The sequence below is a fragment of the Microbacterium ureisolvens genome, from assembly GCF_019511645.1.
GTDB lineage: Bacteria > Actinomycetota > Actinomycetes > Actinomycetales > Microbacteriaceae > Microbacterium > Microbacterium ureisolvens_A.
In genome coordinates this window covers 282,138-301,542 of sequence record NZ_JAEUAX010000003.1, presented here as the reverse complement: position 1 = coordinate 301,542, position 19,405 = coordinate 282,138, and the positions used below count along the sequence as shown (strand labels likewise).

General features: G+C 70.9%; 17 protein-coding genes. 10 read left to right on the top strand and 7 right to left on the bottom strand.

Annotated features, from left to right (window positions below):
- Positions 1 to 46: 46 nt before the first annotated feature.
- Complete coding sequence (locus JNB61_RS07940; protein ID WP_220339272.1) at positions 47 to 1,393, top strand: uracil-xanthine permease family protein; 1,347 nt, start codon at positions 47 to 49, stop codon at positions 1,391 to 1,393.
- Positions 1,394 to 1,519: 126 nt separating this feature from the next.
- Positions 1,520 to 2,359 (top strand): VOC family protein, encoded by an 840-nt coding sequence (locus JNB61_RS07935; protein ID WP_220339336.1) that lies wholly within the window; start codon positions 1,520 to 1,522, stop codon positions 2,357 to 2,359.
- A 253-nt stretch (positions 2,360 to 2,612) separates the two neighbouring features.
- Here the strand turns inward: JNB61_RS07935 and JNB61_RS07930 are convergent, their stop codons facing one another.
- The 5 genes from JNB61_RS07930 to JNB61_RS07910 form a co-directional block, all read right to left on the bottom strand.
- Positions 2,613 to 3,653: a LacI family DNA-binding transcriptional regulator gene (locus JNB61_RS07930; RefSeq protein WP_223214693.1), complete on the bottom strand. Its 1,041-nt coding sequence runs from the start codon at positions 3,651 to 3,653 to the stop codon at positions 2,613 to 2,615.
- 54 nt (positions 3,654 to 3,707) lie between these two features.
- Complete coding sequence (locus JNB61_RS07925) at positions 3,708 to 5,186, bottom strand: glycoside hydrolase family 1 protein (protein ID WP_220339271.1); 1,479 nt, start codon at positions 5,184 to 5,186, stop codon at positions 3,708 to 3,710.
- Positions 5,187 to 5,246: 60 nt separating this feature from the next.
- The gene (locus JNB61_RS07920; RefSeq protein ID WP_159847875.1) at positions 5,247 to 6,155 is read right to left on the bottom strand and encodes a carbohydrate ABC transporter permease; all 909 of its coding nucleotides are present in this window, start codon (positions 6,153 to 6,155) and stop codon (positions 5,247 to 5,249) included.
- Positions 6,152 to 7,180, bottom strand: a complete 1,029-nt coding sequence (locus JNB61_RS07915) for a carbohydrate ABC transporter permease (protein WP_220339270.1) — start codon at positions 7,178 to 7,180, stop codon at positions 6,152 to 6,154. Before JNB61_RS07915 ends, JNB61_RS07920 begins: the two co-directional genes overlap by 4 nt.
- Before the next feature lie 132 nt (positions 7,181 to 7,312).
- On the bottom strand, positions 7,313 to 8,584 hold the full coding sequence (locus JNB61_RS07910) for an ABC transporter substrate-binding protein (protein WP_159847881.1): 1,272 nt from the start codon (positions 8,582 to 8,584) through the stop codon (positions 7,313 to 7,315).
- A gap of 254 nt (positions 8,585 to 8,838) precedes the next feature.
- Here JNB61_RS07910 and purS point away from each other — a divergent pair, with 254 nt between their 5' ends.
- Together purS and purQ are read left to right on the top strand one after the other, a co-directional pair.
- Positions 8,839 to 9,087 carry a phosphoribosylformylglycinamidine synthase subunit PurS gene (purS, locus tag JNB61_RS07905; RefSeq protein WP_159847884.1) on the top strand — a complete coding sequence of 83 codons (249 nt, stop codon included), beginning with the start codon at positions 8,839 to 8,841 and terminating at the stop codon, positions 9,085 to 9,087.
- The gene (gene purQ, locus JNB61_RS07900) at positions 9,084 to 9,791 is read left to right on the top strand and encodes a phosphoribosylformylglycinamidine synthase subunit PurQ (protein ID WP_220339269.1); all 708 of its coding nucleotides are present in this window, start codon (positions 9,084 to 9,086) and stop codon (positions 9,789 to 9,791) included. Before purS ends, purQ begins: the two co-directional genes overlap by 4 nt.
- A gap of 19 nt (positions 9,792 to 9,810) precedes the next feature.
- Here the strand turns inward: purQ and JNB61_RS07895 are convergent, their stop codons facing one another.
- Positions 9,811 to 10,242 (bottom strand): DUF1761 domain-containing protein, encoded by a 432-nt coding sequence (locus JNB61_RS07895; RefSeq protein ID WP_159847890.1) that lies wholly within the window; start codon positions 10,240 to 10,242, stop codon positions 9,811 to 9,813.
- Positions 10,243 to 10,346: 104 nt separating this feature from the next.
- On the opposite strand from JNB61_RS07895, the gene JNB61_RS07890 reads away from it, so the two are divergent.
- On the top strand, positions 10,347 to 11,279 hold the full coding sequence (locus JNB61_RS07890; protein ID WP_220289020.1) for a 2-hydroxyacid dehydrogenase: 933 nt from the start codon (positions 10,347 to 10,349) through the stop codon (positions 11,277 to 11,279).
- Positions 11,280 to 11,344: 65 nt separating this feature from the next.
- On the opposite strand, the gene JNB61_RS07885 is transcribed toward JNB61_RS07890, so the two are convergent.
- Positions 11,345 to 11,899 (bottom strand): nucleotidyltransferase family protein, encoded by a 555-nt coding sequence (locus JNB61_RS07885; protein WP_220339335.1) that lies wholly within the window; start codon positions 11,897 to 11,899, stop codon positions 11,345 to 11,347.
- Positions 11,900 to 11,989: 90 nt separating this feature from the next.
- On the opposite strand from JNB61_RS07885, the gene JNB61_RS07880 reads away from it, so the two are divergent.
- The 5 genes from JNB61_RS07880 (at position 11,990) to JNB61_RS07860 (ending at position 19,401) form a co-directional block, all read left to right on the top strand.
- Positions 11,990 to 13,165: an XdhC family protein gene (locus JNB61_RS07880; RefSeq protein ID WP_220339268.1), complete on the top strand. Its 1,176-nt coding sequence runs from the start codon at positions 11,990 to 11,992 to the stop codon at positions 13,163 to 13,165.
- The gene (locus tag JNB61_RS07875; protein WP_220339267.1) at positions 13,162 to 14,520 is read left to right on the top strand and encodes an 8-oxoguanine deaminase; all 1,359 of its coding nucleotides are present in this window, start codon (positions 13,162 to 13,164) and stop codon (positions 14,518 to 14,520) included. The genes JNB61_RS07880 and JNB61_RS07875 overlap by 4 nt, the downstream gene beginning before the upstream one ends.
- Positions 14,521 to 14,530: 10 nt before the next feature.
- Entirely contained in the window at positions 14,531 to 15,370 is an 840-nt protein-coding gene (locus JNB61_RS07870) for an FAD binding domain-containing protein (RefSeq protein WP_220339266.1), read from the top strand.
- Positions 15,367 to 18,120, top strand: coding sequence for a molybdopterin-dependent oxidoreductase (locus tag JNB61_RS07865; RefSeq protein WP_220339265.1), 2,754 nt, complete (start codon positions 15,367 to 15,369; stop codon positions 18,118 to 18,120). The genes JNB61_RS07870 and JNB61_RS07865 overlap by 4 nt, the downstream gene beginning before the upstream one ends.
- Positions 18,121 to 18,282: 162 nt before the next feature.
- Positions 18,283 to 19,401 carry an ABC transporter substrate-binding protein gene (locus JNB61_RS07860; RefSeq protein WP_220339264.1) on the top strand — a complete coding sequence of 373 codons (1,119 nt, stop codon included), beginning with the start codon at positions 18,283 to 18,285 and terminating at the stop codon, positions 19,399 to 19,401.
- Positions 19,402 to 19,405 lie beyond the last annotated feature (4 nt).

Below are 19,405 nucleotides of genomic sequence, written 5' to 3'. Positions count from 1 at the left end.
CGCTAGGGTGATCCTCGCACCATCACCTGAGCGCTAAGGAGCGCGCATGCCTCTGTGGACCATTCACGGCAACGGCCGGACCGTCGAGCCCGGGAAGGTCGTGAAGCCCGACGAGCGGCTGAACTGGCCGGCAACCGTCGCCATCGGCGCGCAGCACGTCATCGCGATGTTCGGGGCCACGTTCCTCGTGCCGGTGCTGACGGGGTTCCCCGTCTCGACCACGCTGCTCTTCTCCGGTGTCGGGACGCTCTTGTTCCTGCTCATCACGAAGAACCGCCTGCCCAGCTACCTCGGCTCGTCGTTCGCCTTCATCGCACCGGTCACCGCCGCCACGGCATCGCAGGGCATGGGGTCGGCCCTCGCCGGCATCGTCGCGGTCGGCGTGCTCCTCGCCGCCGTCGGCTTCATCGTGCAGTTCGCCGGCCTCGGCTGGATCGAGAGGCTCATGCCGCCGGTGGTCGCCGGCGCCATCGTCGCGCTCATCGGCTTCAACCTCGCGCCGGTCGCGTGGCAGAACTTCCAGCAGGCGCCGATCACCGCGACCATCACCCTCGTGGCCGTGATCCTCGGCAGCGTGCTGTTCCGCGGGTTCCTCGGTCGCATCTCGATCTTCCTCGGCGTGATCGTGGGTTACGTCGTGGCGCTCCTGCGGGGCGAGGTGGACTTCGACGCCGTGAACGAGCTCATCGCGAACGGGCAGTGGGTAGGCCTCCCGACCTTCCACTTCCCGACTTTCGGCAACCCCGGGACGTGGAGCGTGATCGCGATGTTCCTGCCGGTCGTGCTCGTGCTCATCGCCGAGAACGTCGGACACGTGCGGGGCGTCGCGACGATGACCGAGGCATCCGTCAACCGTTACACCGGCCGCGCGCTCATCGCCGACGGCGCGGCGACGGTGCTCGCGGGCACGTTCGGCGGCTCCGGCACGACGACGTACGGCGAGAACATCGGCGTCATGGCCGCGACGCGGGTGTACTCGACGGCCGCATACTGGGTCGCAGGCGCCTTCGCGATCCTGCTGTCGCTGTCGCCCGTCGTGGGCGCGGTGTTCAACTCGATCCCCGCCGGCGTGCTCGGTGGCGTCACGACCGCCCTGTACGGCCTCATCGGCATCATCGGCATCAAGATCTGGGTCGACAACCGCGTGGACTTCTCGCGCCCGGTGAACCAGTACACCGCCGCCGTCTCGCTCGTGATCGCGATCGCGGGCTTCACGATGGTGTGGGGCGACTTCCAGCTCGGTGCGATCGTCATCGGCGCGGCCGCGGCGCTGCTGATCTACCACGTCGGCAATGCCATCGCGCGCTGGCGCAGGACCGGCGCCGACGACGGCGGCCCGCTTCCCGCGGTCGGCCAGCTCGGCGGCGACCCGCAGGGCTCGCAGGTCAAGTAGGCGCCGGGCCGCAGCATCCATTCCCCTCCTTCGCGCAAATGAGGGGGAATGGATGCTGCGGGCAAATGGTTGTAGCTACACGTGAATGAGATCACGCACCCGGACCGCCTCGCCGCCGACACCTCGATGGGGGCGGTCACGCTCCTCGTCGGCGACCTGGACGGCATGACCGCGTTCTACCGCGACGTCATCACCCTCCAGGTGCTGTCGGCCGAGGGCGACGAGGTCGTGCTCGGCCGCGCGGGCCGCCCGGTCGTCGTCCTGAAGCACGAGCCCGCCCTGCGCCACGCGAGCCCCGGCGCGGCCGGACTCTTCCACACCGCGATCCTGTTCGAGACGCAGGAGGCCCTCGCGGCCGCGCTCTACAGCGTCGCCCAACGCGCGCCCCACACCTTCACCGGATCGGCGGACCACCTGGTCAGCCAGGCCTTCTACCTCACGGATCCCGAGGGCAACGGCGTCGAGCTGTACTGGGATCGCGCTCGCACCGAGTGGTCGTGGACCCACGGCAGCGTCGAGATGGCCACCCTGTACCTCGACCCCAACGGCTTCCTCCGCGAGCACCTCACCGAACGGGCCGCGAGCGGCGGGACCGTGCAGGACGCGGCATCCGTCGGCCACGTGCACCTGTCGGTCGGCGACGTCGCGAGCGCCAGGGCGTTCTACGTCCACGCGCTCGGCTTCGACCAGACGGCGGCGATGGGCGACCAGGCGCTGTTCGTGAGCGCCGGCGGGTACCACCACCACATGGCGATGAACGTGTGGAACTCGCGCGGCGCAGGACCACGGATGCCGGCGCTCGGCCTCGGCCTGGTCGACCTGGCGCTGCCCGACGCCGACTCCCTCGGCGAGCTCGCCGAGCGTCTGCGACACCACGGCCTCGAGGTGCGCGATGACGGCCGCACGCTCTCGTTCGACGACCCCTGGCGCAACCTTCTCCACGCGACGGTTCCCGGCCGCGGCTGAGCCGCGGCCGACCCACCGGCGCTTCCCCCGGCGTCTCCCGCCCTGGCACAGGCGCCCATCCACCACCCGGAGAGCAGAACACCGCCCGACCCGGTGCGCAACTCAGGATGGATCCGCCGAAAGCGCCTCCCGATGGCGCCCGGGCGCCATCGGTCCTGAATTACGAACAAGGAGGCCGTTCGGAGGGCACCGGCCGCGGGGCACACGTCGTCGAGCGAGCAGGTGGGCGAGGGCACGCCGCAGGGCGGTGGGCTCAGACCGAATCGCGGACCACGAGCTCCGTCTCGAGGATGGTGACGTGGCGCGGATGCCGCCCCGCGAGGAGGTCGAGCAGCACCGTGGCCATGCGCTCCCCCTGCGCGAACGACGGCTGGCGCATCGTCGTCAGCGGCGGGATGACGGACGTGGCCACCGGTGAGTCATCGAAGCCGATGATCGCGACGTCCTCGGGAACACGCAGCCCCTCGGCCGCGAGCACCGTCAGCACGCCGCGCGCCATGAGATCGCTGGCGACGAAGACCGCATCGGGCCGCGCTCCGGTGGCGAGCACCCGGCGCATCGCCTCGGCGCCTCCGTCGGCGGTGAAGTTGCCGTCCTCGACCGCGATCTCGTCGAGGTCCCACGCGGCGAGCGCATCGCGGTACCCCTGCAGACGGTCGACGCCGGCGGGCATGTCGCGCGGGCCGGTGATCGTCGCGATGCGGCGCCGCCCGCTCTCGATCAGGAACACCGTGGCGTCGTACGCCCCGCGCACGTTGTCGACGTCGACGTAGTAGTCGCGCTCCCGCTCGCGCACCGGGCGGCCGCCGTAGACGACCGGCACGACGCTGGCGATGCGGTCGATGAACGTGTCGCTGGTGTGGTGCGAGACCACGATGGCGCCGTCCACGGCACCCGAGCGCACGTAGCTCGTCGTCTTGTCGCCCGGGTCGTCGCTGGCGATGAACAGGTTGAGCACGTAGTCCGAGCGGCTGAGGCGGGAGTTGATGCCCGACACGATCGCCGCGAAGAACGGGTCGCCGAAGAACCGCGTGGTGTCCTCAGGCACGATCAGGGCGATGGCGTGCGTCTTCTGGCTCGCGAGCGACCGGGCGGCCCGGTTGGGCACGTAGTTCAGCTCGTTGATCGCGCGCGTCACCGACTCCAGGGCTTCGGGACTCACGGCGGTCGAGCCGTTGACGACGCGGGACACCGTCGAGCGCGAGACCCCCGCGGCCGCGGCGACCTCTTCGATCGTCACGGCGTGCGCGCTGCCGGCTCCCCGATGGGTCTGCCGCATGGCATCGGTGCTCATTCCTGTCCCCTCCTCCCCGGATGCTACTGCGCCGCGACCGCCCGCGGTGCTGTGCTACGACGCGACGGTCGCCGCGCGCGCGGACTCCAGGTCGATCGCCCGGGCGCCGATGATGCGGCTGTACTCGAGCGCACTGTCCTTCGGCGTGCGCTCCTGGGTGTCGTAATCCACGCGCACGATCCCGAACCGCTTCTCGTACCCCCACGCCCACTCGAAGTTGTCGAGCAGCGACCAGTAGAAGTACCCGCGCACGTCGACGCCGGCCTCGGCCGCGTCGAGGATCGCGCCGAGATGGCCGCGCAGGAACTCGACCCGGTCGGCGTCGTGGACGCGCTTCACGTCGCCCTCGACGACGAGCTCGTCGTCGTACGCGGCGCCGTTCTCGGTGACGTAGAGGACCGTGCCGGCCGGCTGCGCGTACTCGTCCCACACCCGCTCGAGGAGCGTGGTGAGCCCTTCCGGCTGCACCTCCCAGTGCATCGGCGTGCGCGGCAGTCCCCGTTCGTGCCAGTAGATGCCCTCGTGGGACGGGAACGGCGAACGACCGGGGCGGTCGGTCGGCGCGTCGCCGCCGATCGGCGGGTTCACCGGCTCGTGGCCGCCCACGTACTCGCCGTGGTAGTAGTTCACGCCGAGCGTGTCGATGGGCGTCGCGATGGCCTCGAGGTCGCCCGGCCGCACCGCGGCCTCCCACGCTGCGATGGCCCCAGCATCCACCTCGCGGATGTCTTCCACGATGTCGACCGGGTACTGCGCGCGGAAGATCGGGTCGAGGAACCAGCGGTTGAACTGGCCGTCGATGCGGCGCGCGGCGTCGACGTCGGCCGGGTCGCTCTCGTCGACCGGCTCGGCGACCGTGAGGTTCAGCGTGATGCCGAGCCTGAGCGACTCGTCGCGTGCCCGCAGCTCGCGCACCGCCTGGCCGTGGCCGAGCAGCAGGTGATGCGCGGCGAGGACGCCCTCCTCGACGCTGTAGTGCCCCGGGGCGTGAAGGCCCGCGGTGTAGCTGAGGAACGACGAGCACCACGGCTCGTTGAGCGTCGTCCACACGTTCACGCGGTCGCCCAGCGCATCGTGCATCGTCAGCGCGTACTCGGTGAACAGGTCCGCGGTGTCGCGGTTCGCCCAGCCGCCCTTCTCCTGGAGCGCCTGCGGAAGGTCCCAGTGATAGAGCGTCAGCCAGGGCAGGATGTCCGCCCCGAGCAGCTCGTCCACCAGCCTCTTGTAGAAGTCGACGCCCTTCAGGTTGACCGCGCCGCCGTCGGGCCGAACGCGCGACCACGACGTCGAGAAGCGGTAGGTCTGAAGGCCCAGCTCCTTCATCAGTGCGACGTCTGCGCCGTAGCGGTGATAGTGATCGCACGCCACGTCGCCGTTGTCGGCGTTGATGACGGCGCCCGGCACGCGGCAGAAGGCGTCCCAGATGGAGTCGCGGCGGCCGTCCTCGTGGGCGGCGCCCTCGATCTGGAAGGCGGCGGTCGCGGCGCCGAACAGGAAGTCCTGGGGGAAGGCGCGAGGGATCGCGGTCGTCATGAGGTCAATGATCCTCTCGGGGAACGTCGGTGTCAGGATGCCGAAGGGTGGAGAAGGGGCCTAGCCCTTGACGGCGCCGGCCATGATGCCGCTGACCAGCTGCCTGCCGGTGAAGGCGAAGACGATGAGCAGCGGAATGGTGGCCAGGAGCACGCCGGCGAGGACGATCGAGTAGTCGACGAAGTAGTTCGACTGCAGGAGCGAGAGGGCCACCGGCAGGGTCGGGCTCTGCCGGTCGAGCACGATGAAGGGCCAGAAGAACTGGTTCCACGCGCCGACGAAGGTGAACAGGAACAGCATCGAGGCCGCGGGGCGCGCGGCGGGCACGCCGACGGTCCAGAACGTACGGAGCATGTTCGCCCCGTCGACGCGCGCCGCCTCGATGAGCTCGTCCGGCACGGTCTGCGACAGGTACTGCGTCATCCAGAACACGCCGAACGCGCTGGTGAGCGCCGGGATGATGATCGCGCCGATCTGCCCGGTCCAGCCCAGGTCGGAGAAGAGCAGGTACAGCGGCACGACGCCGAGCTGCATGGGCACCGCCATGGTCGCGACCACGAAGGCCAGCAGCCACTTGCCCCCGGGGAAGCGGAGCTTCGCGAAGGCCCAGCCGGCGAGGGTGGAGAACAGCACCACGGATGCTGCGATCACGGTGGAGCTGAAGATCGAGTTCCACAGCGCCTGCCAGAAGTTGACGGCCGGGTCGTTGACGACCTTCAGGGCGTTGTCGATGAAGTTGCCGCCGGGCAGCCACGACATGTCGGGGTCGTTGATGGTCGAGGCATCCCCCGAGCCGATCAGGAACGACCAGTAGTAGGGGAAGATCGCCGAGGCCACGACGACCCCGAGACCGACATACACCCAGAATCCGGCGCGCACGCCGCGGATCTTCGTGGTCTTACGGCTGCGCCGCGCGTGGGGGAGGTTCTCCTCGACCACCGCGAGAGGCGGGGTGCTGATGGCGCTCACTGCTGGGCTCCCTTCCGGCGGCGGCCTCGCTGGATGACGCCGCGGCCGCCTTCGTCGCGCACGAGGGCACGGGTGATGGCGAGGTTGATGAGGCCGATCGCCAGGATGATGATGAAGAGGATCCACGCGAGCGCTGCGGCGCGGCCGAAGTTGAACTCGCCCCAGCCGATGTTGTACAGGTACAGCGTGATCGTCAGCCACTGCCCGGCGGCGCCGCCGCGACCGGTCTGATCGAACATGCGCGGCTCGTCGAAGATCTGCAGGCCGCCGATCGTCGACGTGATGATGACGAAGATCAGGGTGGGCTTCAGCGAGGGGAGCGTGATGCTCCAGAACTGGCGGAAGGCGTTCGCGCCGTCGACGGTGGCGGCCTCGTAGTACTCGCGCGGCACGGCCTGCATCGCAGCCAGCAGGATGAGCGCGTTGTAGCCGGTCCAGCGGAAGTTGACCATCGTGGCGATGGCGACGTGGCTCCAGAACGGGTCCTTGTGCCACTGGATGGGCTCGAGGCCGATGCTGGTGAGGATGTTGTTCACGAGACCGTGGTTGTCGCCGAACATGTTGCTGAAGATCAGCGCGACGGCCACCGGGGCCATGACGTACGGGAGCAGGACGCTCATGCGCCAGAAGGTCTTGGACCGGATGTTCTTGTCGAGCATCGCGGCGATGAACATCGCGAGGATGAGCTGGGGCACCGACGAGAGCAGGAAGATGCTGAAGGTGTTGCGCAGCGCGATCCAGAAGTCCGCCTGCGACAGGATCCAGATGTACTGGTCGAAGCCGACGAAGGTGCCGGAGTTTCGGACCAGGTCCCACTCCTGGAACGAGATCACCGCCGTGTAGACGATCGGGAAGAGTCCGACGATCGCGAACAGGATGAAGAACGGCGAGATGTAGAGGTAGGGCGAGACCTTCAGGTCCCAGCGGCTCAGCTTGTGGGAGAAGGAGAGGACGCGCGGCTCGCGGCGCGGATCGGGCCGATCGGCCGGCCCGGATTCCGTGGTGCGGGTGGCGGTGGTGGTCACCGGTGGCTCCGATTCGGTTGTCGAGGGTGGGCGTTGAGGCGGAGTGCGTGCGGACCGGGGGACCCGCACGCACTCCGCATCTGCTGTCAGACCTCGTCCGTGCGAACGGACGCGGTCGTCAGTGTCGGCCTATCAGAAGGCCTCGACCTCGGCGACGTACGTGTTCCACGACGTCTCCGCGTCCTCGACACCGTCGAAGACTCGCGTGATGGCGTCCTGGATCGCGGAGTTGTACTTGAAGTAGTCCGCGCTCTTGTACGGGGTGACGGTGATGGCCTCGGAGCGGTCCGCGAAGATCGTGCCCGTGGGCGCGTCGGCGAAGTACTCGTTGGTCGATTCGGTGATCGACGACGCGCTCTGCGCCTCCAGCGCGCTCGGGTAGGCACCGACGTTCACGAACGTCTTCTCCTGCTGCTCCGGAGCCGTCAGCCAGTCGGCGAGGGCGAGGGCCTCCTCGACGTTCTTGCCGTTGGCGGGAACGGTCAGGTACGAGCCGCCCCAGTTGCCGCCGCCGTTCGGGAACGCGTTCGCGATCTCCCAGCCGGTGACCTCGGGCGCGTTGCCCGAGATGATGCCGAGCATCCACGGCGGGCACAGCATCGCGGCGAACTCGCCGTTGGCCATCGACGCGTTCCAGTCGTCCGACCACTGGCTCGAGTAGGCGGAGTTCGGGATGCCGCGCTCGACGACGAGGTTGTAGGCGGCCTCGAGATCGGGGTTGCTGGTCGCGACGACGGTGCCGTCGGGCTCGTCGTACGGGAACTCGATCTGGTTGACGATGCCCTGGAACGCGGAGTTCGCGGAGTCGAGCATCGGCTTGCCGGTCGCAGCCTTGTACTGGTCGGCCAGGTCGAAGAACGTGTTCCAGTCGCCGTCGATGGCCGATGCGACCTCGTCGGGCGTCGATGGCAGGCCGGCGGCGGCGAACAGGTCGGCGCGGTAGCAGACGGCCTGCGGGCCGATGTCGGTGCCGAAGCCGACGAGACGCCCGTCGGCGTCGGTCGCGGCGGCTTCCTTCCACTCCACCCAGCGACCCTTGGCGCTGTCGGGCACCTCGGCGAGCAGGTCGGAGTACTGCATCGCCTCGGCGAACCAGTCGACCTCGACCGCCTCGATGTCGGCGAGGCCCTCCTTGCCGAGCTTCGCGAAGAAGTTCGTGCGGGCGTCGTCGGTGATGGCGGCCTTGTTGTGGACGATCTTGATGTTCGGGTTCTCGTCCATGTACTCCTGGAGGAGTTCGTCGTCGTACCCGAAGTCGTTGAACGTGGCCAGGGTCAGCGTGATCTGGCCGTCTTCGCCACCGGCCTCGTCTCCGCTGCCGCCGGCGCAGCCGGCCAGGACGATGGCCGAAGCCGAGAATGCGGCGATTGCCACGGCGCTTCTGCGGAAGGCGCGTGCGTTCACTGTCACTCCTTTGTGTTGTCAGGGTCGTGTGTGTTGCAGGACCGGCGCGGAGGGAACCGTGCCGGGTGGTGGTCGTGGGAGCGTTCCCATCGATCGAGACGCAACGCTATGGGATCGCTCCCACGAAGTCAAGGGAGCGCTCCCACGGATTGATCACGGTTGTGTCACGGCGGTTTCCGGCCGCCGGAGAAACGCCGTGCGCGCGGGACCGTAGACTGGAGGCGACCCCTGCCCGCGACATCCGGAGCTGTCACATGCCCACCATCGTCGTCGACGTCATGCCCAAGGCCGAGCTTCTGGACCCGCAGGGGAAGGCCGTCTCCGGCGCATTCGCCCGTCTCGGCGTCTCCGACTTCTCAGGTGTCCGCATCGGCAAGCGGTTCGAGCTCACGGTCGACGGCGAGGTCACCGACGAGGTGCTCGCCGAGGCCCAGCGCATCGCCGACGAGATCCTCTCCAACTCCGTGATCGAGGACGTCGTCGGCATCGAGGTCGTGCAATGACCGCCCGCATCGGCGTCATCACCTTCCCCGGTTCGCTCGACGACCGCGACGCGCAGCGCGCGATCGAGATCGCCGGCGGCGAGCCCGTCGCCCTGTGGCACGGCTCGCACGACCTCGACGGCGTCGACGCGCTGGTCCTCCCCGGCGGCTTCAGCTACGGCGACTACCTGCGCGCCGGAGCGATCGCGGCCCTCGCGCCGATCATGGCGGAGGTGAAGGATGCCGCGGCCAAGGGCATGCCGGTCCTCGGCATCTGCAACGGCTTCCAGATGCTGGTCGAGGCGCACCTGCTGCCGGGCGGACTGATCCGCAATGCGCACCAGCAGTTCATCCGCCGCGACCAGAAGCTGCGCGTCGAGAACAACGACACCGCCTGGACGAGCGATTTCGCCTCCGGCCAGGAGATCGTGATCCCGTTGAAGAATGCGGACGGCGGCTACATCGCCTCGGAGTCCGAGCTCGACCGCCTCGAGGGCGAGGGTCTCGTCGCCTTCCGCTACCTCGGCGTGAACCCCAACGGGTCGCTGCGCGACATCGCCGGCATCACCAACGAGCGCGGCAACGTGGTCGGTCTCATGCCGCACCCCGAGCACGCCGTCGAGCCCGGCTTCGGCCCCGACACCGCCGCCGCGATGCGGTCGGGCGTCGACGGCCTGTCGTTCTTCACGTCGGCCATCGCCGCCGTGGTGGGCGCCGCGGCCTGAGCCCGCGGCATCCGACCGGTCAGACGGTCCCGGCCGGCGGCCACACGCCGATGATGAGCGCCATCACCACGATCGTCACGAGTTCGTGCGAGATGTTGAGCACGGTGAGCGAGGACGGCCGCCCCTCGAAGGCGTCGTGGGTGATGAAGCGGGCCGCCGTGAAGCCCGCCCACAGGATCACGCCGGTCAGCAGCGCGGCCCACAGGTAGCTGCCGCCGTAGAAGTGCCACGCGATCGACGCGGCGCCGGCCAGCACCCACGCGGTCACGAAGCTGACGATCACGGTGACCACGATCGGCACCACGGCGCTGGCGCCGGGCCGGTTCATGTCGACGTTCGCGAGCTTCGCCCATCGGGTGCCGAACACCTTCGGCGTGTACCAGATCGAGCCGACGACCATGCTCGACGCCGTGGCGATCAGCACCGCCCAGTAGTTGATCTCGGGAACCACGTCCGCCTCCTCCCGCGCGCCGCACGGGTCGCGGTCGCCGCTCGACGCGAGCGTAGCGCCGCGAGGCGCTGCCGACTCCGCACCGCGCCGGTAGCCTGGAGCGGGTGAGCACAGACACCCGGAATATCGTCGTCAGCGTCCCCACCGAGCAGCTCGCCGCGGATCTCGGAGCCCTGCCCGACGGCGTCGAACTGGTGGTGTGGCCGATGGATGCTGCCGCCCCGCGTGACCGGTTCGACATCGTGGTGCCGCCCTACATGTCGATGGCGCGTGTGCTCGAGCGTCTCGAGGGCGTCGAGGTCGGGCTCGTGCAGGGCCAGTCGATCGGGTACGACGGCGTCGCCGACATGCTGCCGAAGGGGCTGGTGTTCGCCAACGCCGCGTCGGTGCACGAGACGTCGACGGCCGAACTCGCGGTGGGACTCGCCATCGCGGCGCAGCGGCACATCGACGCGTTCGCGGTCGACACCGCGGCCGGCCGCTGGGCTCCGGTCTTCGCGCAGAGTCTCGCCGACCGGCGGGTCCTGCTCCTCGGCTACGGCGGGGTCGGCAAGGCGGTGGCCGCGCGGCTCGCACCCTTCGAGGTGGAGCTCACTCCGGTCGCATCGCGCGCCCGCGACGAGGACGGCGTGGCGGTCCACGGCATCGACGAGCTGCCGGAGCTGCTCCCCCACGCCGAGATCGTGATCGTGACCCTGCCGGGCGGCGAGGCCACCCAGGGACTCGTCGACGACGCTTTCCTGGCGGCGCTTCCGGACGGCGCTCTCATCATCAACGTCGGTCGCGGCACGATCGTGGACACCGATGCCCTCGTCGATCACGTCCGTCGCGGCCGCATCCGCGCGGCACTGGATGTGACCGAACCGGAACCGCTCCCCGAGGGGCATCCCCTCTGGGCCCTGCCGGGCGTGCTCATCGCCCCGCATGTCGGCGGTGCATCGAGCGCGATGCGGCCGCGAGTGGCGAAGCTCGTGCGCACGCAGATCGAGCGCCTGGCCGCGGGCGAGGCGCCGATCAACGTCGTCCTCGGCGGCTGACACTCGCGCACGGACGCCGCTGAGCGCCGCAGAAGGCCCGGTCCGCACGCGGTCGGCGCCCGCTGTCATGGAGCATCGATGTCGGCGCCCGACCACAGGTCGGCGCACTCGACCTCCGCGGCACCGTGGCGCTCCAGGTACGCGCGCGCACCGCGGTCGCCCGTGACGTCGGCGATCAGCCCGGGCAGGTGGCTCGCACCGATCGCGACCGGGTGCCCCGGACGCCCGCCGTACACCGCCTGGGCGAGGCCGTCCCGCGGCGCCGGCCCGAGCGCGCCGAGCACCCGCGCGACCGCCTGGGGCGCAGCATCCGGAGTATCCACCGGCGTGACGACCGCGACATCGGCCTCGCCCGCCGCGCCGAGCCCCGCGCGCAGTGCCGCCGACAGACCGACGGCCCAGTCGTCGGCGACGACCACTCGCGCGTCGGCGGGGGCGAGCCGCGCCACCTCGCGCCCCCTCGCGCCGACCACCACGACGACGTCGTCGCACCCTGCCGTGCGCAGCATGGCGGTCGCCCGCGCGACCCACGGGGTTCCCCCGGGCGTGCGGGCCAGCCCCTTGGGGAAGCCGAAACGCGACCCGGCCCCCGCCGCGAGCACGATGCCGCACACTCGCATCCGGCTCACCCCCTGTCGCCCGGGCCCGCGGAGCGCGGGGCGTTTCCTGAGCGTAGCCCGCGCGAAACATCGCCCGCCTAGCGTGACGCCATGCTCGAGCTCGCCCGCGATCTGTTGCCGCTGCTCGCGAGCGGCGTCCCGGTCGCGGCGGTCACCGTCACCCGGGTGGCGCGCAGCGCGCCGCGGGGCCCAGGCGCGACGATGGCGGTGACCGCCGACGGGCGCGTGATCGGATCGATCTCGGGCGGGTGTGTCGAGGGCGACGCCGTGCTGCTCGCCCACCACGCCCGCCTCACCGGGCGCCCGCAGGCCGCGCGCCTGGGGTTCTCGGACGACGCCGCCCACGCCGCCGGGCTCGCGTGCGGCGGAAGCGTCGACGTCATCGCCTACCCGGTGTCTGCGGAGGACCACGTCATCCGATTCCTCGAAGCCGCCGCCGCCGGGCGCGGCGTGACGATCGGGATCGTTCTGTCGGGCGCGTCCGCGGGGCAGGCGATGGACGAACGGATGCTGCGCCTCGCGGTGGCCGCCGACACCCTGGCTCCGGCGATCGGGGCGCGCGACTCGCTCGTGCTGCCCGGCGCATGCGGGGGGCACGACGTGCTCGCGATCTCGTCGGCACCGCGCCCGCGGCTCCTCCTGCTCGGCGCGGGCGAGCACGCTGCGGCACTCTGCCGTGTGGCGACGGCGGCCGGCTTCGCGGTCGAGGTGTGCGATGTGTGGCCGACGCTCGTGACGCGCGAACGCTTCCCCGACGCGGTGCGGCTCGTGGCCGAGCTCCCTCAGGTCTACCTCGCCGGACTCGAACCTGAGGCGCTCGACACCCGCAGCGCGATCTGCGTCCTGACCCACGACGAGCGCGTCGACGTGCCGTCGCTCGAGGCCGCGCTCGCGCTGCCCGTCGGCTTCGTCGGTGCGATGGGGGCGCGGGCGACCGTCGCCCGCCGCGACGAGCTGCTGCGGGAGCGGGGCGTTCCCGAGGACGACCTGGCCCGCCTGCACGCGCCGCTCGGGCTGGACCTCGGCGGTTCCACTCCGGAGGAGACCGCGGTGTCGGTGCTCGCCGAGATCATCGCGGCGCGCCACGGCGGAAGCGGGGCGGCGCTGCGGGAACGGTCGGGCCCGCTCCACAGGCGTGCGTCCACCGGTGCCCCTCCGGCCGCCCCTGATGTCGACGCCTCACCCGCGGCCCCCGTCGAGGTCGCCGCGCGTTCGTGCGCAGCATCCATCGTCCCTTTCCCCGCCGGAGCGACAGGAGCCTCATGACCCGCACCATCATCGAGCACGCGCACATCGCCACGGTCGACACCGCGGGGACGGAGCACCACGACGGCCATGTCGTGATCGAGGGCGCACGCATCGCCGCCGTCGGAGCGGGCCCGGCGGACCCCGCGCTGCGCGACGGGGCCGACATCGTCGATGCGCGCGGCTGCCTCGTCACCCCGGGCCTCATCAACACCCACCACCACCTGTACCAGTGGCTCACGCGCGGCTACGCGCAGGATGCGATCCTGTTCGATTGGCTCACGGCGCTGTATCCGCTGTGGTCGCGCATCGACGCCGACCTCACGGGCGTGGGGGCCGCCGGCGCGATGGCCGTGCTCGCGCGGTCGGGCTGCACGACCGTCGGCGACCACCACTACGTCTTCCCGAGGGGATCCGGCGACATCGTCGGCGCGATCGTCGACGCCGCCTCGACCGTGGGCGTCCGGCTGCACGCGACGCGCGGGTCGATGGACCTGGGCGCCTCGCAGGGCGGGCTGCCGCCGGACTCGGCGGTCGAGACGACGGATGCTGCGCTCGCGGCGTCGCAGGAGGCGGTCGAGCGCTATCACGACCCGTCGACCGACGCGATGGTGCGCATCGCGATCGCCCCGTGCTCGCCGTTCTCGGTCACCGCCGACCTCCTGCGCGAATCCGCGACGATGGCCCGATCGCTGGGGGTGCGCCTGCACACCCACGCCTCGGAGACGGTCGAGGAGGACGCGTACTGCGCCGAGCACTTCGGCCGCACCCCGACGCAGTACCTCGAAGACCTCGGGTGGCTGGGTGACGACGTGTGGATGGCGCACGCGGTGCACCTGGACGCCCCGTCGATCGCGCGCTACGCGGCGACGGGCACCGGCGTCGCGCACTGCCCCTCGTCGAACGGGCGGCTGGCGGCGGGGATCGCTCCGGTGCGAGCGCTGCTGGATGCCGGGGCACCGGTGGGGCTCGGGGTGGACGGCGCCGCGTCCAACGAGTCGGGGCAGCTGGGCGTCGAGATCCGGGAGGCGGTGCTCATGGGGCGCCTGCGCACCGGGTCGGACTCGATGAGCGTGCGCGACGGCCTGCGCATGGCCACGATGGGCGGCGCCCGGGTGCTCGGCCGGGAGCAGGAGATCGGATCGCTCGAGCCCGGCAAGCTCGCCGACATCGCGGTGTGGCAGGTCGACCGGGTCGAGCACGCGGGCATCCTCGACCCGGTCGCCGCCCTCGGCCTGGGCGCCCTTCCGCCCCTGAAGCGGCTGTACGTCGGCGGCCGCGCCGTCGTCGAGAACGCGACCCTGGTCACCGCCGACGAAGACCGTCTCGCGCGCGCGGTGGCCGCGGCATCCGTCGCCCTTGCCGAGCGGCTCTGACGAGGCACACGTGGACATCACCTCCATCACCTCGTTCCGGCGGGCGCGCACGCGCGACGACCTCGTGCTCGCTCCGGGCGAGACCTTCATCGCCGGCGGCACATGGCTCATGAGCGAGCCGCAGCCCGGCACGACGGGGTTCGTCGACCTCACGTCGATGGGGTGGCCGGCGCTCGAGATCACCGCCGCGGGCCTGCGGATCGGCGCGACCTGCACGATCGCGGAGCTCGTGGCATGGGCCGGTGGCCGTGGCGGCCTGCGTGTGCCGGAGGGGTGGGCGGCAGCATCCGTCATTCCCCACGCGGCCAACGCGCTGCTCGCCTCGTTCAAGGTATGGAACACCGCCACGGTCGGCGGCAACGTCTGCCGTGCCTTCGCCGCCGGGTCGATGACGGCCCTCGTCGTGACGCTCGACGGCATCGCCGAGGTGTGGCGGGCCGACGGGTCGGCGTACCGGATCGCGGTGGCCGAACTGGTCACCGCCAACGGCGAGAACGCGCTCGGGCAGGGTGACGTGCTGCGGGCGATCGACCTGCCGGACGCCGCGCTGCGGGCTCGCGCGGCGCTGCACAAGATCGCGCTCGCCGAGCACGGCCGATCGGGAGCCGTCGTGTCGGGGCGGCTCGATGAGGACGGCTCCTGCGTCATCGTGGTGACCGCAGCGACAGAGCGACCGTCGGTCTTCCGCTTCGAGGGGATCCCGGATGCCGCGGCCCTCGCCGCCGCGATCTCAGGCGCCGCGGGCTACTACTCCGACCCGCTCGGCGCCGCCGACTGGCGGCGCGGTGTCAGCGTGGTGCTCGGCGAGCGGATCCGCCGCGATCTCTTCGACGGGGAGGAGACCGCGTGAAGCTGCACGTCAACGGCGAGCCGATCGAGGTGGAGCCGCGGCCCGGCCAGTGCCTGCGGACGCTCCTGCGCGAGAGCGGGCGCACCGAGGTGAAGAAGGGGTGCGACGCAGGCGACTGCGGCGCGTGCTCGGTGCTCATCGACGGCGTGCCCGTGCACTCCTGCATCGTGCCGGCCGTCCGCGCCGAGGGCGTCGACGTGACGACGGCGGCCGGCCTCGCGCCCGGCGACGAGCTGCACCCCGTGCAGGAGGCGCTGATCGAGCACTTCGGGTTCCAATGCGGGTTCTGCACGCCGGGCATGGCCGTGACGGCGTCGACGCTGTGCGCCGGCGACCTCCCCGACCTCGATCGCCGCATGAAGGGCAACCTGTGCCGCTGCACGGGGTACCGCCCGATCCGCGAGGCCCTCGAATCGGTGCTGGGTCCCGTGCGCGAGACCGGGGCGGCTCCCGACGCCGGTGAGCTTCGCGTCGGCGCATCGGTGCGGCCCGAACCCGGACGCCGCGTTGTGCAGGGCCTCGAGCCGTACACGTTCGACACCGACCTCGACGGCGCGCTCGTGCTGCGCGTGGTCGGCTCGCCGCACGCGCACGCACGCGTCACGAGCATCGACGACACCGCGGCGCGCGCGCTGCCCGGGGTTGTCGCCGTCTTCACCCACGAGAACGTCACGGCGCGGCTCTACTCGACCGCCCGGCACGAGCTGCGCGAGGACGACCCCGACGACACCCGCCTGCTCGACGACGTGGTGCGGTTCGTCGGCCAGCGTGTGGCCGCGGTCGTCGCCGAGACGGCGGAGATCGCGGATGCCGCCTGCCGGCTGATCGACGTGACCTACGAGGTGCTCCCCGCGGTGTTCGATCCGGAGGAGGCGCGCCTGCCGGGGGCGCCCCTGATCCATCCCGACCGGACGCCGCAGGAGCGCGTCTCCGAGGCCGACCGCAATGTCATCGCGACGCTGCACGACGGCATCGGCGGCGACGCGGACGCCGCACTGGCGGCCAGCGCCGTGACGGTCTCGGGCACGTGGCGTACGAGCCGCGTGTCGCATGCCCAGCTCGAGACGCACGGCGCGATCGGGTGGCTCGACGACGAGGGCCGGCTGGTCGTGCGTTCCAGCACGCAGGTGCCCTTCCTGGTACGCAACGAGCTGTCGCGGCTGTTCCACCTTCCCCGCGAGCGGATCCGCGTGTTCGCGGCTCGGGTCGGGGGCGGGTTCGGGGGCAAGCAGGAGATGTTCACCGAAGACTTCGTCGCCCTCGCCGTGCTGCGCACCGGCCGCCGGGTCGCGTACGAGTTCTCCCGCGCCGACCAGTTCCGTCGCGCGTCGGTGCGGCATCCGTTCCGCGTGGCGGTGACCCTCGGCGCCACCGCGGACGGCGTCCTCACCGCCATGAAGCTCGACGTGCTGAGCGACACCGGCGCGTACGGCAACCACGGGATCGGCGTCATGTTCCACGGGTGCGCCGAGTCGATCAACGTCTACCGGAGTCCCGTCAAGCGCGTCGACGCGGAGGTCGTGTACACGAACACGGTGCCGTCGGGGGCGTTCCGCGGGTACGGGCTGGGGCAGGTGATCCTCGGCGTCGAGTCCGCCATGGACATGCTCGCCCAGAAGCTCGGGATCGACCCGTTCGACCTGCGGCGCCTCAATGCCGTGCGCGAGGGAGATCCGCTCCTCACGGTGCGCGACGAGCACGACGAAGACCTCGTCTGGGGCAGCTACGGACTCGACCAGTGCCTCGACGACGCCCAGGCCGCGCTGCGCCGCGGCAACGGCGTCGCCGCCCCCGAGGGATGGCTGGTCGGTGAGGGGATGGCGCTGTCGTTCATCGCCGCCATGGCGCCGGGCGGACACCACGCCCACACCGTCGCGACGCTGCGGCCCGACGGGGTCATCCTCGTCGCCGCCGGCACCGCCGAGTTCGGCAACGGGACGAGCACGGTGCTGCGGCAGATCGCGGCGACCGTGCTCGAGGCCGAGGCCGCGCGCATCGTGCTCCGCGCGGCCGACACCGACCTCGTCGCCCACGACACCGGCGCGTTCGCGTCGGCGGGGGTCACCGGCGCGGGCAAAGCACTGACCGCCGCGTGCACCGAGCTTCGGGCCCGCATGCTCGCGACGGCATATGCCGTCGCGGGGTCACCCGAGGGCGTCGTTCCGGAGCTTGCACGCGACGGGGTGCGGGTCGGGCGACGCACCGTGCCATTCGAGGAGATCGTGCATGCTGCCGCCCAGGAGCAGCGGACCCTCGAGGGCCTCGTCGGTCGCGGCAGCGAACACGGCGACGAGCGCAGCCTGTCGTTCAACGTGCATGCCGTCCGGGTTGCCGTCGAACCCGATACGGGCATCGTGCGGGTGCTGCAGTCGGTGCAGGCGGCCGACGCCGGGCACCTCATGAATCCGGCACAGGTGCGCGGCCAGGTCGAGGGCGGCGCGGCGCAGGGTCTCGGCAGCGCGCTCTACGAGGAGGTGCTGATCGGACCCGACGGGGCCGTCGTCAACCCCGCGTTCCGGCAGTACCGGGTGCCCCAGTTCGCCGACATCCCCGTCACCGAGGTGCTCTTCGCCGACACGTCCGACACCGTCGGGCCGTTCGGGGCGAAGTCGATGAGCGAATCGCCGTACAACCCCGTGGCCGCCGCCGTCGGCAATGCGATCGCGCGCGCTGTCGGCCGCCGCCCGTTCCACCAGCCCTTCACCCGCGAGCGGGTCTGGCGACTGATCCACGGAGTCGACGAGTCCTGACCCCGACGGACTCCGACGGGACCGGATGCCGCGGTCCGCGGCATCCGGAACCACCTGTCACATCGCCGAAACACCCTGACGCACCGGCTGAAACGCGCCAGGCCTAGCGTCAGCGTGATCACATCACCCGTGCTCACACCGCATGAAGGGAAGCCACACCCGATGGCACGACACAGCAACCTGGGGCGGCGCGGCCGTCTCGCCGCCGGCGCAGCCGCGGTCTTCGCCTCCGTTCTCGTCTTCGCCGGCTGCGCGTCGGGCGGCACCGCCGCTCCCGGCTCCAGCGACGGCGGCGAGGCGGCCTCGTACGGCGAGATCAGCGTGCAGTACTCCTGGATCAAGAACGAGGAGTTCGCGGGCGAGTTCTACGCGTACGAGAACGGCTACTACGACGAGGCCGGCTTCGACGACGTGATCGGCATCTCGGGGCCCGACACCGGCGTCGCCAAGCTGCTCTCGGGAACGGTGCAGGTCGCCCTCAGCGACGCGGCGTCGCTCGGGGCCGCGATCGCGGAAGAGGACGCGCCGCTGAAGATCATCGGCGCGACCTTCCAGAAGAACCCGTTCACGATCCTCTCGCTGGCCGACGGCGGCAACATCACCACTCCCGAAGACCTCGTCGGCAAGACGATCGGCGTGCAGGACTCGAACGCCTCGGTGTTCGCGGCGCTGCTCAACGCCAACGGCATCGACCCGGCCGACGTCACCGTCGTGCCCGTCGACTTCGACCCGACGCCGCTCATGAACGGAGAGGTCGACGGCTTCATGGCGTACCTGACGAACGAGGCCCTCACGGTCGAGCTCGCCGGCTACGAGATCACCAACCTCTCCTACGCCGAGAACGGCGTCCCGTACGTCGCCGAGACCTTCAGCGTGACCGACCAGTACCTGGCCGAGAACAAGGAGCTGCTGAAGGCGTTCCTCATCGCCGAGATCAAGGGATGGACGGACGTCTTCAAGGAGTCGACCGACGACACCGTGAGCCTCATCGAGCAGTACTACAACCAGGCCGCCGCGGAGTCGGAGGAGGGTCTCGAGGCGGTCTTCGGCGCCCTCGACCCCGAGAAGACCGCCCTCGGCCTCGAAGCCGAGAAGCTGCTCATCTCGACGGAGGAGACCGAGGCCAACGGCCTCTTCACGATCTCGGACGAGCTCAAGGAGCAGACCGTCGCCTCCCTCGCCGCCGCCGGCTGGGACGTCTCAGTCGACGACCTCTTCGACACCACCATCATCGACGAGATCTACGAGGAGAATCCCGAGCTCAAGGACTACCTCCCGTAGTCCA

Bases quoted from the DNA above. Each gene is read 5' to 3' on its own strand.
- JNB61_RS07940 (WP_220339272.1), top strand. From the start codon at position 47: ATGCCTCTGTGGACCATTCACGGCAACGGCCGGACCGTCGAGCCCGGG.
- JNB61_RS07935 (WP_220339336.1), top strand. From the start codon at position 1,520: ATGGGGGCGGTCACGCTCCTCGTCGGCGACCTGGACGGCATGACCGCG.
- JNB61_RS07930 (WP_223214693.1), bottom strand. From the start codon at position 3,653: ATGAGCACCGATGCCATGCGGCAGACCCATCGGGGAGCCGGCAGCGCG.
- JNB61_RS07925 (WP_220339271.1), bottom strand. From the start codon at position 5,186: ATGACGACCGCGATCCCTCGCGCCTTCCCCCAGGACTTCCTGTTCGGC.
- purS (WP_159847884.1), top strand. From the start codon at position 8,839: ATGCCCACCATCGTCGTCGACGTCATGCCCAAGGCCGAGCTTCTGGAC.
- purQ (WP_220339269.1), top strand. From the start codon at position 9,084: ATGACCGCCCGCATCGGCGTCATCACCTTCCCCGGTTCGCTCGACGAC.
- JNB61_RS07885 (WP_220339335.1), bottom strand. From the start codon at position 11,899: ATGCGAGTGTGCGGCATCGTGCTCGCGGCGGGGGCCGGGTCGCGTTTC.
- JNB61_RS07880 (WP_220339268.1), top strand. From the start codon at position 11,990: ATGCTCGAGCTCGCCCGCGATCTGTTGCCGCTGCTCGCGAGCGGCGTC.
- JNB61_RS07875 (WP_220339267.1), top strand. From the start codon at position 13,162: ATGACCCGCACCATCATCGAGCACGCGCACATCGCCACGGTCGACACC.
- JNB61_RS07860 (WP_220339264.1), top strand. From the start codon at position 18,283: ATGGCACGACACAGCAACCTGGGGCGGCGCGGCCGTCTCGCCGCCGGC.